The following is a 13,025-nucleotide window of genomic DNA, read 5'->3' as shown; positions in this document are numbered from 1 at the left end:
GTCAGATCTCGCTCAGCCCTTCGACGCCGGCGCGTACCGCGGCGGGCCAGCCCTCGGCGTCCACCCCGTACTGGCACAGGAACGCATACACGAGACGCTCCAGGCCGAATCCCACACAGGCGCTCCTGACGGGGCCGTCCGTGCCGTGCTGGATGCCGAAGTTCCGGCCGAAGAGGTCGTCGTGGAAGTTGAAGGATCCGACTGCGACGGTCCGGTCGGGTCCGACGGCGAGGTGAAGTTCGTACTTGAGCTCCAGCAACCGCTGCGACCAGATGCGCTCGGATGTGTCGGTGCCGCAGAAGAAGGGATCGTTGCCCACCTCGCAGAACCCGGACAGCCCGAGCTCCTCGACGAGCGCGAACACATTCCGCATGAACGTCTCGCGTGCCGAGAGCACCTCGTCGCGCGCGCCCATGAACACGATCTCGCGGATGGTGAAGTCCCAGAGCCGTTCGAGCGTGGTGGCGTAGTCGGACTCGTACCGGAACGACTTGCCGCGGGCGGTCACCACGTGGAGCCGCTCCGCGCTCAGCTCCCGCCCGCTGTACTGGTGGAACGTGTGGTAGCACATCGTGGGCGGCAGGCAGTAGTCCACATTTTCGCACAACTCGAGTACGCCGGAGTCGATCCCGGCTACCGCGTACTTCTCCTGGAACCCCTGATACACGTCGATGTCGTTGTGCAGGCGCGTCACGAACATGAGGTGCTGCGGGAAGGACTTGAAGTATCCGGCCGTCTCCAGCGCCCGAGTGCTGATGAGCGTCGGGTAGCGATACTCGTTCACCTGGAAGTCCTGGCGGAGGAGTTTCCTGACCGTCCGGTCGAAGTACTCCAGCAGGGAAAGGAACGGCTCACCGACCGCCACCTGGCCTTCACCGGCCTCGCTGGCCGCTCCGGCACGGACAAGAAGGTCGAAGGTCCCCTCCCCCACCTCGTGCAGGCGGGAGGACTGCCACACGCGTTTGGAGGCGGTCGGCCTCTGCGGTCGTACGTCGCTGTCGACCACGCGATTGATCTTGTCGGCCAGGACAGCAGATTCGAGGGGCTCCGACGACCGGATCACCACACCGTGCACCTTGCCCTCGTCAACAACAAGCTCGAACATGTCGATGTCGCTGGAAACGAAGAAGATGCGCCGCTCGATCTCGGACGCGAGCTGGTCCGGCACTGGAGTGTGCAGATCAATTCGGGCACTGAATTGGGTCATGGTCGTTCACTCCTGGCCGGATGGTAAGCGGGACGTTCCGAGAGCTGCTCACAGGCACCCCATGCACGGCCCCCCGGGGACCCCGGGGGGCCACGCGGTCAAACCGCCGTGGCGGTCTTCGCTTTGACGAGGTCAACGAGGCCCGAAACGGTACGGAAGTTGTCGAACTCCATGTCCTCCGCACCGAGCTGCAGAGAAAACTCCTTTTCGATAAAGAGGACGAGCTGCATAGCGAAGAGGGAATTGACGTATCCCAGGGCGAAGATGTCGTCTCCGTCCGCGACTTCCTGTCCACCCAGGTGAGGGGCGAGGAATGCACGAATACGAGCCTTCACTTCGTTGTGCGTCATGTCGTTCTCCTGATAGCTGGGAAGAATTTCAGTAGGTGTAGAAACCGCGGGACGTCTTGCGCCCGAGCAGCCTGGCGTCGACCATCTTCTGCAGCAGCGGGGCAGGCCGGTACTTGGGGTCCTTGAAGCTCTCGTACATGACCGTGAGCGAGTTCAGGATGGTGTCCAGACCGATCAGGTCACCCGTCTCCAGGGGGCCCATCTTGTGGCCGAAGCACCCCTTGAACATCCGGTCGACGTCCTCGGCAGTGGCGACCTGGTCCTGCACGCAGAAGACGGCTTCGTTGATGGTGAGCATCAGGACTCGGTTGGTCACGAACCCTGGTGCATCCTGGACGACGATTCCCTCCTTCCCTACGCCCTTGAGGAGACGCAGGGCGATGTCGAGCGTCTGGTCCGACGTGAAGTACCCACGGATGACCTCGACGGTATCCATGAGCGGCACGGGATTCATGAAGTGCAGTCCCAGCACCTCAGCGGGCCGCTCGGTGACCGACGCCACGCGAGTAATGGGAACGGCGGACGTGTTGACCGCGAACACCACGCCCGGACGGCAGATCTTGTCGATCTTCTCGTAAACATCACGCTTGATGTCCCAGTTCTCGGTGACATTCTCAACGACGAAGTCGACGTCGGCCAGAGCTGTCAGTTCGGTGCTCGCAACGATGCGACCCAGGATGGTCTCTGTATCGCCCGCGAGCTTCTCCGCGCGGAACAGGCCCCGCATGCGCAGGTCCCTCTCCATCTGGCTCCTGGCATCGGCGAGCTGGCGCTCCACATTGTCGACGAGGATCACCTCGAACGACGACTGTGCTAGGGATTGCGCCACCCCGCGGCCGATCGTTCCGGCTCCGATGACACCTATCTTGCTCATGCTCACGCGTGCCGCCTTCGGTTGTTCAAAGCAAATAGAGGGTATGGATTGTCAGCCCAGCCCGGTGGAGGAGGACCGGAACCTTGATTCGTTACTGGCCTACGGCCTCGCGAAGGTCATCAACGAGCCGGCCGAGGGCGCGCACGGTGGGACCTTCATAGACGACCGTCAGCGGCACCGCCAGAGACAGCTCATGGCGCAGCCGGTGCACGACCTGCAGGCCGAGGAGGGAACTTCCGCCGAGTTCGAAGAAGTTGTCGTGTACGCCGACGCTCTGGACCCCCAGCAACTCCTGCCAGATCTCCGCGACCTGCCGTTCGGTGTCGGTGTCGGGCGCCACGTAGGGGTTGCGCAGGTTGGGCCGCTCATGCTGCTGCCGCGGCATGGCGACCTCCGCGGCAGGCGCGGCCCACTGCTCGCGCCGCCTGACCGGATCGGAGGTGGAGACCACGACCTGCGCCTGCGGGACCCCCGCAAGCAGGGCTTCCGTCACCCGGCGTCCTTCGGCGGGGTCCAGGGCCAGAGCTTGGATCGCCGAACCTATACCGGCCTCGTCCCTCGGCTCCGCCGAGAAGCGCCAGGCTTCCCAGTTGACGCTGCACCACGGCTGCCCAGCGCCGTGACGGTGCTGGGCGAAGGCGTCGAGCACCGCGTTCGCGGCCGCATAGGCGGCGAACCCAAGCCCTCCGAGGAGGGAGGCGATAGAGGAGCAGAGGATCGCGAAGTCCAGCTTCTGGTCCACCAGTACGTCGTCGAGGACATACGTGCCGTACAGCTTCGGGTCGAAGTGCCAGGCGCTCTCGCGCTCGCCGAGGTCGGCCACCACGCGGTGGGCCGCACCACCAGTCGTTCCGGCACAGTGCAGCAGCCCGTCGACCCGGCCGTACGCCTGGACCACCGTCTCCTTCACCTCTCGCATGCGGACGAGGTCGGAGACGTCGGCAGCAAACACCATGACCTCAGAGCCCAGCTCTTCGAGGGCCCGGACGCCGCGGATCAGGTCCAGGGTGGCCGCAGGATGGTCCGGCGATTCCCAGGTCTCCCGCGGCGGCAGCCCGGTGCGTCCCAGGAGGACCAGCCGCACCCGTTCCTGCTCGGCTATGGCCCGTGCCATCAGCATGCCAATCTTCCCCAGCCCACCCGTGATCAGGTAGACCCCGTCGGCCCGGACCGGGGCGGAATCACGGTGCGGCTGCTCGGCGGCCACGAAGGTGGGAGCCCACCAACGCCGCCCGCGCAGCGCGAGCGTCCGCTCACTGGCGGGACGGGAAAGCTGCGCCAGGAGACCGTCGAGGACCTCCGGTGCGGCGTGCCCGTCGGCGAGGTCGAGTTGGATGCAGGTGAGCGACGGGTACTCCTGCGGGAGTACCCGAGCGATGCCCTGGACCGCCGCCTTGGGAGGGCACAGCGCCTCTGCCCCGGTCACCGAGTAGATCTCGCTGGACACGACGTCCCAGCGTTGCGGCAGCCTCATCACTTCCGGCTCGGTGGCCTGGGCCCAGTGCAGCAGCGAGTAGAACCCCCGGTCGAGGAGAGCCCGCACATCCTGCGGGGCTGTGCTGTGGTCCGAGTCGTTGCCCACGCTCCAGCAATGGAGCACACGGTCCGGCGGCGCCCCGTCCTCCCGCAGGGCCTCGGCCAGCTTGGCGTAGTGCTCAGGGCTGCCTGGGTCGAGCACGTAAACGCCCTCCCCCTTGCGGCTCCACTCGCTGCCCGCCCGGACGGTGTGCACCGTCGCACCGAGGCCTACGAGCCGTTCCGCCAGTCCACCGCCGACTCCGGCCTCGTCCGCGAAGACGAGCCAGCTGTGCGCCGCCAGCTCGGCCGTGCGGGCCGGGGGCACCGGAGCTGTCTGTTGCCAGGAGGGCGCGTAGAACCACTCCTTCGACTCCTTGTATCGGCGGGCTTCGGCAGATGCCCCGGCCTGGACCGTGCTGCGCTCCACCCAGTAGCGGCGGCGCTCGAACGGGTAGGTGGGCAGCGGGGTCCGTCGTGCTCCCTCCAGCTCCGGGAACGGTTGCGCACGTCCTGCCAGCCACAGCCTCGCGGCGGCGCGGAGCATGGTGGCACGGTCGCTCTGCCCATCGAAGAACCCGGGGAGCGAGTGCACCACGACCCGGTCGGCCACGGCGGCCGCTCCGGGGTGCTGCACGACGCCGGGGACCATGCTCTGGCCGGGACCGACCTCGACCACGATGACGTCGGGAACAGACCAGAGGGTGCCTATACCGTCGGCGAATCGGACCGGCTGCCGCATGTGCTCGGCCCAGTACTCCGGGCTGGTGGCCTCTTCGGGCGTGATCCAGGTGCCGGACATGTTGGAGACGAAGGGCGTGGCGGGTGGGTTCAGCCGAACAGTCCGGACCAATTCCGCATACGGCTCGACGACCGGGTCCATCATCGGCGAGTGGAAGGCGAACCTGGTAGTGAGGCGGCGCGAGGCGATGCCGTCCGCCATGAGGTCGCGGCCCACGGCTTCGATACCTTCGACCGTGCCGGAGAGCACGCAGGTCTGCGGTCCGTTCACGGCCGCGAGGCAGATGTCGTCGTTCGTGTAGCGGGCTACCGCTGTTTCCGGCAACGGCACCGCGAGCATCGCGCCCTCGCCCTGCCCCTCGATGAGCCTCGCGCGCTCCACCACCAGGCGCAGCACGTCCGGCAGTGAGAAGACGCCGGCCAGGCAGGCTGCCACGTACTCTCCGAGGCTGTGCCCGATCATGCCTTCCGGCACGACGCCCCAGGCGCGCCAGAGCCTGGCCAGGGAGTACTCCAGAGCGAACACCGCGGCGTAGCCCAGGAGGGGGCTGTCGAGCGGGTGATCACTGCGCTCCGGCTGGCGCAGCATGCTACGGAGGTCCATGCCTCCCGAGTCCCCTCTTCCGCTAGCCGCGGAGTCGGTGTCAGGGGTGAGCATGGCGGGGCGGATATCCTGTCCGAGCAGGGGCAGCAGGATCTCCGCACATTCGTCCAGTGCCTCCCGGAAAACCTGCTCCTGCTGGTAGAGGCCGGCGGCCATGCCAGGGTACTGCGCGCCGAAGCCGGTGAAGACGAAGGCGACAGGCCTGTTGGAGGTCTGCGGGCCAGATGCGGTGAGGAGTCTGCCGTCGTCCGGCGCGCCGAGGATGCCCGATGCGTCGTCGACACTCCCGCACAGCAGCGCTCGCCGGTACGGGAATTCCCTGCGGCCTCGTTGCAGGGTGAACGCGACGTCCTCGAGTGGCACCTCGGGGTGGGTGCGCAGGTGGTCGAGGAGGTCACCTGTCGCCACGTCGAGGGCCTCGGGCGACTTGGCCGAGAGGACCAGCAGCTGTTCCGTGTCCGGGCCGGGCGGGGCGGCCCTGGGGATCTCCGGGGGCTCCTCGACGATCAGATGGGCGTTGGTGCCGCCGAGGCCGAACGAACTGACGGCGGCGCGGCGCGGCCCCGTGTCCTGGGGCCAGGGCAGGAGCTCGCTGTTGACGTAGAACGGGCTGTCTTCCAGACCGAGCCGCGGGTTGGGCTGCTCGAAGTGCAGGGTGGGAGGGATCTCCCCGCGTTCCACTACCAGGGCAGTCTTGATCAGACCGGCCACGCCCGCGGCGGAGTCGAGGTGTCCGATGTTGGTCTTGACGGAACCGAGGGCAGTCCGGGCAGCGGGGACATCGCCGTATGCCGAGGTGAGTGCCGACACCTCGATCGGGTCGCCGAGGAGGGTGGCGGTCCCGTGCGCCTCGACGTAGCGAATGCTCTCCGGTTCCGCGTCCGCGTTGGCGAGCGCGGTAGCGATGACGTCGGCCTGGGAAGCGGCGCTCGGAGCGCTGAAGCCCGCTCGTGCGGCGCCGTCGTTGTTCACGGCGCTGCCCTTGATCACGGCATGGATGTGGTCGTTGTCGTTGACGGCGTCCTGAAGGCGCTTGAGCACCACCACGCCGACGCCGTCGCCCCCGACGGTGCCCTGGGCCCGGGCGTCGAAGGTGCGGCAGTATCCGTCCGGCGAGTAGATCCCGTCCTCGCGGTAGAGGTAACCGTCGCGCCGCATGACATCGACGGCGACCCCCCCGGCGAGGGCAGTGTCGCACTGGTAGGAGAGCAGCGCCTGGCACGCCTGGGCGACCGCGACCAGGGACGTCGAACAGGCGGACTGCACGTTGATGCTGGGGCCGCGCAGGTCCAGCTTGTAGGAGACCCTGCTGCTGAGGAAGTCCGACCGGTTCCCGATCACCAGCTGGTTTCCGCCCATCACCTCCACCGCGTCGGGGTGGGAGGCGACGTTGACAAGTAGGTAGGTGTTGTTTCCGGCACCGGCGTAAACGCCGGTCAGGCCCTCGTAGCGGTCGGGGTCGTACCCCGCACTCTCCAAGGCTGACCAGGCGCACTCCAGGAACACGCGGTGTTGAGGGTCCATCAGCTCGGCTTCACGGGGCGAGTAGCCGAAGAATGCCGCGTCGAACTTGTCGCTGTCCTCCAGCAGGTAACCGGCAGGCACGAAGTCCGGGTCGTTCAGGGTTTCGGGGTCCGCGCCAAGCTCGGCGAGGTGCCCTTCGTCGAACTGGGTAACGGCGCAGTTACCGGCCTTGAGGTTGCTCCAGAACTCCTCGACCGTCCGGGCCTTGGGGAACCGGCCCGCCATCCCCACAATGGCTATGTCGAGGCTGTCCTCGAACAGACCGGAATCATTGGGGAGTTGCTCATTCATGGCGGCCTCGCTTCGCTCGCAACTGCTGCTGACGGCGCTTCATGAGCGCGTTCTGCTGGGCACCCCTGGTCTTGCGGCTGGGATCGGGCGGGGAGGCTTCCCGTCCCGCGGACAGGAAAGCGGCCTGTGTACGGACGGACGTGTGCTGGAACAGGTCCAGGAGATCGATGTCGCATCCCGCGACGGCCTGGAGGCGGTGCTGGAGTTCGACCAGGAGCAGGGAATGCCCTCCGATGTCGAAGAAGTTCTGGTCGACACCCACGGCATCGAGCCGCAGCACCTCCTGCCACGCCCGCGCGACCTGGCGCTCGACCTCCCCCTGGGGCAGGGAACCGGCCGCCCCTGCCCGTTCGGCCACCACCGCCGGGGCGGGCAGCGCGGAACGGTCGACCTTTCCGTGCGGGGTCAGCGGCAGGGCGTCCAGCACCACCGTCGCCTGCGGGACCATGTGCGGGGACACCCGCTCCCGCACGTGGGCTTCGAGGTCCCCGGCGGTGACCGCCCGCGGTTCGGGCACCTCCGCGTAGCCGACGATCCGCCGGTCCCCCGGATTGTCCTCACGGACGACGACCACGGCTCCGCGTACGGCGTCATGGCTGGTGAGCGCGGCTTCTACCTCTCCCAGGGTCACGCGGAAGCCCCGTATCTTGATTTGGTCGTCGCGCCGTCCCAGGAAGGCCAGAGATCCGTCGGCCAGACGTCGCACGATGTCTCCGGTCCGGTAGAGACGCGCGCTCTCCGAACCGCCAAGGCTGTCCGGCACGAAGGCCTCCGCGGTCAGTTCGTCCCGGCCGTGGTAGCCGCGGGCCAGATTCGTGCCGCCGACGAGCAGTTCGCCAGCCACCCCGAAGGGCACGGGGTTGCCTTCGATGTCGACCACATGTGCCTGGGAGTTCGGAAGCGGAACGCCGATCGGCGCCGTGCCCCACGGCGCCTCCAGGTGCTCGGCGACGGTCAAGGTGAGCACGCCCACCGTTGCCTCGGTCGGACCGTAGTGGTTGAAGACCCGGCAGTGCGGCACCAAGCGCTGGATACCGGTCATCCACCGCCAGTCGGATGCCTCGCCCCCGATCACCAGCAGACGGCGAGGAAGAAGCTCCTCGAACCGGGCCGACGCCTGCAGCGTCCGCAGGTGCGAGGGAGCGATCTTCAAGCAGTCCACTTCGTGTCTCTGCATCCAGTCCGCCAGCTTTGTCGCGTCCAGGGCGTGCTCGCGTGACAGCAGATGGACCTCGCCGCCTGTGGACAGCGGCGGCATCAGAGCCGTGACGCTGGAATCCACGGTGAGGGGCTGGACCATCGCCCAGCTCAGCGGGGTCTCGATGCCCAGTCGCTCAATGACTGCGCTTGTGTAGCTGACTAGTTGACGGTTCTCCACGACCACGCCCTTGGGCTTGCCGGTCGAGCCCGAGGTATAGAGCAGGTAGGCGGCGTCCGCCGACGCCGAGGGCGGTGCGGTCCGGTTGTGCACCGGGCGGCCTGCCAGCTCCGTCCAGTCCGCGTCCAGCACAATCGTCTCGTACCCGCTGGCCATCGTGGGATCGGTGCAGACCACGACGCGGACCTGAGCATCCGAGAGGATCGTCTTCCTGCGCTCCGCCGGATCCCGGGGGTCCAGCGGGACATAGGCTCCTCCGGCCTTGAGTACGCCCAGTAGTGCCACGACCATCCGCCTGCCTCGGTCCATGCATATGCCGACGGTGATCTCGGGGCAGACACCCAGCTGCCGCAGCAGGTCAGCCTGCTGGTTGGCCAGTGCGTTCAGTTCCCGGTACGTGAGTGTCCCGTCGTGCGACCGGACCGCGACTGCGTCGGGTGTCTTGTCCGCCTGCTCCTCGAAGAGCTGGTGGAAAGTCCTGTCCGGAAGGTCTGCCCGTACGCCGTTCAGTTCGGCGATCGTGCGTTCCTCTTCCTCCGTGAGGAGAGGGGGCGCGGAGCTGGCCCGATGCGGGTTCTCGACGGCGGCGTCCAGCAGCTTCAGGTAGTGCCGTACTGCCCGCTGGCCTGTGGTGCGGTCGAACACGTCCTTCGCGAACAGCAGTCGTCCGGTTATCCCGGTGTCCCCCTCGACGAAATCCAGGGTGAGGTCACCGAGCACGCTCTCGGCCGGGGCGTCCAGGAACCAGGTCCGGACACCGGGCAGTTCACCTATCCGGGGAGCGGTCCGGTAGGCGAACGCCGGCCTGCCGAGCAGCTCTGCCGCAGACGGCCGGGCGGTGGAGAGGGCGGCCTCGACGTCCGTCCCCGTCCGGGTGATCAGCTCCGTCAGGAGGGCGCCCGGGACGACTTCGGACCGGACGACGGCCGTCGTCTCGGAGGCCTCCCCCGCGACGCCCTTCACGGGGACGGTCACGGCTTGTGCGGCCTGTCCGCTGTAGCGGTGCAGGAGGACGAGGTACATCGCGAGCAGTACGTGGTGGAGCTCGGCACCCTGCCGTGCGCCGAGCGTACGCAGCGCAGCGGCGGTCTCATCCGGGACCTCGAACGCCACGCATCCGGCGTCGAGGTCGCGCCGGGCCGGGCGTGGCCGGTCCAGGGGGAGCTCAGGAACCGGCGGTAGCGCGGCCAGGCGGTCCACCGCCTCACCGGAAGGCAGGGCCACTGCCTGTGCTCCTGGGAGTCCACCGGTTCCCTCCTCCTCCCGGACCACCGATGTCGGGGCTTCTTCCGTGGTCACCCCTCCGGTCAGGGCCCGGTATGTGGCCGTCATATCCCGCAGAACCCGCTCGACGAGGGCGTGGTCGGCGACCAGCCGGTGCGCGACGAGGACAAGGAGGTGTTCGGCGGCTCCGCTCCGAATCAGCAGGGCACGGGCGAGCGGGCCACTCTCCACGCCGAAGGGGGCGCGGAGCGCTTCGGCCGCCAGATCCCGTATCCGGCAGTTCCGTTCGTCACCTTCGAGTGCACTCACGTCGGGGTACTGCAGCGGCAGTTCCACCGGGTCCGCCGAGATGCGCACGGGCACACCATCGGACACGGTGAAGCGCGCACCGGGTGACAGGTGGGCAGCGGTGGCCCTGCGCAATGCCGCCAGGAGCGCCGCCCGGTCCGGCTCACCGGCCAGCCCGATGGTGGCGGACACGTGGGTTGCCGGGCAGCCCGGTACAAGCCTGCCGAGGAGCCAGGTCTGATGCTGGGCGGTGGTCAGGGGTGCGGGCTCGGCGAACCCGATCGGCTCGCCGGGCGTCCGTGCGTGTTCGTCCATCGTTACCGCCTCTGCGTGGAACGGATCGGGCTGGCGGATGGGCGCCGGAGCCCGTCCGGCCGGGTCCTGCCGTCGAGCAAGCCGGCGATCACCGCCGTGGCCTCCGCGAAGCCGAACAACTCCACGTCGCCGACGGGGAACCGGTGCACCCGGGCACGGCCGGTGTACTCCCAGCCTGCGTCTTCGCTGAGGAGCACATGGTCAGGTTCGGCCCGCAGGACGCCACCGTGGGCGCCTGCCGCCAGGGTGTAGCTCAGCCAGGCGCGCTGGTGCTCGGTGAGCGAGTCGGTGATATCGGGCGGTAGGTCCGGAGCGCAGCGTTCGACGACCGAGCGCAGGAAGTCACTGACCAGGGCCAGGGCTTCGGCCGGATCGTGGTCAAGAATGTCCGGCACGTCCCCGGGCAGAAGATCCTCGTCCATTCCCGTGGCCAGGTCGACCAGCAGTTCCTGGGCGTCCCCTGCCGCGGGGGCGGCCGGGTCGATCACGACCAGGGTGGTGTCCGCCCCGACCCTCGACACCAACTCGGATGCGACTGCTGCTCCGGAGCAGTAGCCCAGCACCACGACGGGCCCTGTCATTACACCGAGTCGCCGTGCCCAGTACTCGGCCTGTTCCTCAACGGTCGGCACGCTCTGGCGGATGTCCGGATGGGTAAGCAGGTCAATGCGGTGGTAGCCGTCCCGCCAGGGCGGTGGGAGCAGCGTGGCAAAGGAGCGGGGTGGGGTCTCCTTGCCGAACTCGACCCCGACGACCCGGTACTGAAGTGCAGGCAACGCACTACCTTTCTGGTACTTCGACACACCAGCGACGATCGGTCAGCGCCTCGGCACGACGGGCAGAACCACCCGGGACGCGTGGCGCGCACCACGGTGGACGGTGATGACGGGGGCGGGGATGTCCTCCTCCACGTGCGCGTTGTCGCTGTCACAGCACGTGATGCTGATCCTCAGCCGCCGACCCGCCGAGAAGGCGTAGGACGTCGGGTGGAGATCCACGACAAGTTCGACGGGTTCACCCGGCGGCAGCGGCGTGATCGCGTCCCCTGTCCCCGGGTAGTAGGGCAGCCCCATCCTGTCGAAGGGTGCGGGAGCGCCGCCGCGGCACGAAGCCCGCAGGACACCCTCGGACACGTAGTGGGACGCCCCCTGCTCGTCGACCTCGCTGAGGTAGACGAAGAAGGCACCGTCCGGATGGGTCGACGTCACCCAGAGGTGTACGAGGGGGTGACCTGTCACCTCGAGGTCCTCGGAAAGGACCGCCGACGTGTAGGTCAGGGCCTTGCGGTCGTTCACCGTGAGCTCGTAGTGAAACCCGCCCGCGTACCCGTCCGACCACCGGGACGTCCGGCCTGACGTCGTGGAGTAGTCGACCGTATACGAATCCTGTCCACCGCCGGTCGCCCCCGCTCCGTCGGCCGACGCCTCGGGCAACCTCAGCACTCCGTCGTTGACGGACCGGATGGTGCCACTGGATCCGTCGCCGAAGGACAGCGCCTTGGGGCACGCCGCTGCCGGCGGCCACGTGTCCGCCGATTTCCATCCGGTTGCCGCCCCCGCGCCCATGGTGAAGTACCGCACTGGCGGCTCGGCCATGACCCCGTTGTCGATGCCCTTCAGCCAGTGGTCGTACCAGCGCAGGTGCTCGCGGGCCAAGTCCTCGTTCGTCCAGTTGTTGTGGCTCCACGGGCCGATGACCAGGCGCTGCGGGTTGGCCAGATTACGAAACCACAGTGTGGTGTCGCGGACCCAGATGTCATGCCAGCCGCCCAGGTGGCACACCGGGATATCCGAAGCGCTCACCGCGTTGCGGGCGGCTGCCGGATTGATGTCCTGATAGGGAGCGAGGCCGGTTGCCAGATCGACGCTGTCGCGGAATTCCAACGCCGCGGCCTGGCCGAAGACGTCCGCGTTGTCCTGGTGTCCCGCCAGGTAGCCCGCCGTACCCACCGGGCCGTCGCCGGTGCCGGCGGCTCCTGACTGGGTATCCAGCCTACGCACCAGATCGCTCCAGTTGCGGGCGAAGTCGTCACGGAACACACCGCCCGGGCGGAGGAACTCGTACAGGTCGAACATCGCCATCTGCGGCAGGATCGCCGCGAGGTGAGGCGGTGCCGTAGCCGCCGCCAGCAGCTGGTTGATCCCCGAGTAGGAGAGGCCGAACATCCCGACACGACCGCTTGACCAGGGCTGGACCGCGAGCCATTCGGTCACCTCGAAAGCGTCCTGCGCCTCTTCGTGGCTGAACTCGATCCGTCGGCTCCCCTCCGAGGCGCCGCTGCCGCGCGAGTCGACAACGACGACCACATACTCGTTCCGTAGCATCTCCTTCAACCACGGCTGGGAGTCGAGTTTGGTAAGCAGGCCGCCGTCCACCGTCTCGGCACGCCGGTAGCGTTCGTGGCACCAGAGCACCGGCAGGGCTTCCTCGATGACGGCGCCGCGCCGCCTGGGCCGGAACACATCAGCAGCCAGTCTGGTCCCGTCACGCGTCGTGATCCGTACCGTCGAACGCTCCGCGACGTCAACGTCCGCCAGGAAGGCAACGATCTCGCCCTTGCGAGCTCCCAGTTCGGCACGGAGAGTGTCCGTCATCACGCCGGCAGGTGCGTCGAAGCGCAGCTTTCCCTCCTCCGCCCACAGGACGATGTTCAGCGAGCGCACCTCCAACAGGAGATCCACCACGCCACGGGCCGCCGGCCCGTGTTCCTCTGC

The 13,025-nt window shown here is 67.9% G+C and carries 7 protein-coding genes; all 7 read right to left on the bottom strand.

Annotated features, from left to right (window positions below; translation table 11 throughout):
• Nucleotide 1: 1 nt before the first annotated feature.
• Nucleotides 2-1,207 carry a hypothetical protein gene (locus tag ACIRJT_RS14795; protein ID WP_403908642.1) on the bottom strand — a complete coding sequence of 402 codons (1,206 nt, stop codon included), beginning with the start codon at nucleotides 1,205-1,207 and terminating at the stop codon, nucleotides 2-4.
• Between the two features lie 98 nt (nucleotides 1,208-1,305).
• Entirely contained in the window at nucleotides 1,306-1,557 is a 252-nt protein-coding gene (locus ACIRJT_RS14790; protein WP_018958616.1) for an acyl carrier protein, read from the bottom strand.
• Between the two features lie 28 nt (nucleotides 1,558-1,585).
• Nucleotides 1,586-2,431 carry a 3-hydroxyacyl-CoA dehydrogenase family protein gene (locus ACIRJT_RS14785; RefSeq protein WP_403908962.1) on the bottom strand — a complete coding sequence of 282 codons (846 nt, stop codon included), beginning with the start codon at nucleotides 2,429-2,431 and terminating at the stop codon, nucleotides 1,586-1,588.
• A 91-nt stretch (nucleotides 2,432-2,522) separates the two neighbouring features.
• The gene (locus ACIRJT_RS14780) at nucleotides 2,523-7,106 is read right to left on the bottom strand and encodes an SDR family NAD(P)-dependent oxidoreductase (RefSeq protein WP_403908640.1); all 4,584 of its coding nucleotides are present in this window, start codon (nucleotides 7,104-7,106) and stop codon (nucleotides 2,523-2,525) included.
• On the bottom strand, nucleotides 7,099-10,311 hold the full coding sequence (locus ACIRJT_RS14775) for an amino acid adenylation domain-containing protein (RefSeq protein WP_403908638.1): 3,213 nt from the start codon (nucleotides 10,309-10,311) through the stop codon (nucleotides 7,099-7,101). Before ACIRJT_RS14775 ends, ACIRJT_RS14780 begins: the two co-directional genes overlap by 8 nt.
• 2 nt (nucleotides 10,312-10,313) lie before the next feature.
• A complete protein-coding gene (locus tag ACIRJT_RS14770; protein ID WP_403908636.1) occupies nucleotides 10,314-11,087 on the bottom strand; it encodes a hypothetical protein in 774 nt (257 codons plus the stop codon).
• A gap of 42 nt (nucleotides 11,088-11,129) precedes the next feature.
• Complete coding sequence (locus tag ACIRJT_RS14765) at nucleotides 11,130-12,992, bottom strand: CocE/NonD family hydrolase (RefSeq protein ID WP_158688612.1); 1,863 nt, start codon at nucleotides 12,990-12,992, stop codon at nucleotides 11,130-11,132.
• Nucleotides 12,993-13,025: the final 33 nt, after the last annotated feature.

It is taken from the genome of Streptomyces sp. NPDC102283, assembly GCF_044766265.1.
Lineage (GTDB): Bacteria > Actinomycetota > Actinomycetes > Streptomycetales > Streptomycetaceae > Streptomyces.
This window is presented reverse-complemented; position numbering and strand designations above follow the sequence as displayed.

Excerpts from the sequence above, each read along its gene's own strand:
- ACIRJT_RS14795 (WP_403908642.1), bottom strand. The coding sequence starts at position 1,207 with ATGACCCAATTCAGTGCCCGAATTGATCTGCACACTCCAGTGCCGGAC.
- ACIRJT_RS14790 (WP_018958616.1), bottom strand. The coding sequence starts at position 1,557 with ATGACGCACAACGAAGTGAAGGCTCGTATTCGTGCATTCCTCGCCCCT.
- ACIRJT_RS14785 (WP_403908962.1), bottom strand. The coding sequence starts at position 2,431 with ATGAGCAAGATAGGTGTCATCGGAGCCGGAACGATCGGCCGCGGGGTG.
- ACIRJT_RS14780 (WP_403908640.1), bottom strand. The coding sequence starts at position 7,106 with ATGAATGAGCAACTCCCCAATGATTCCGGTCTGTTCGAGGACAGCCTC.
- ACIRJT_RS14775 (WP_403908638.1), bottom strand. The coding sequence starts at position 10,311 with ATGGACGAACACGCACGGACGCCCGGCGAGCCGATCGGGTTCGCCGAG.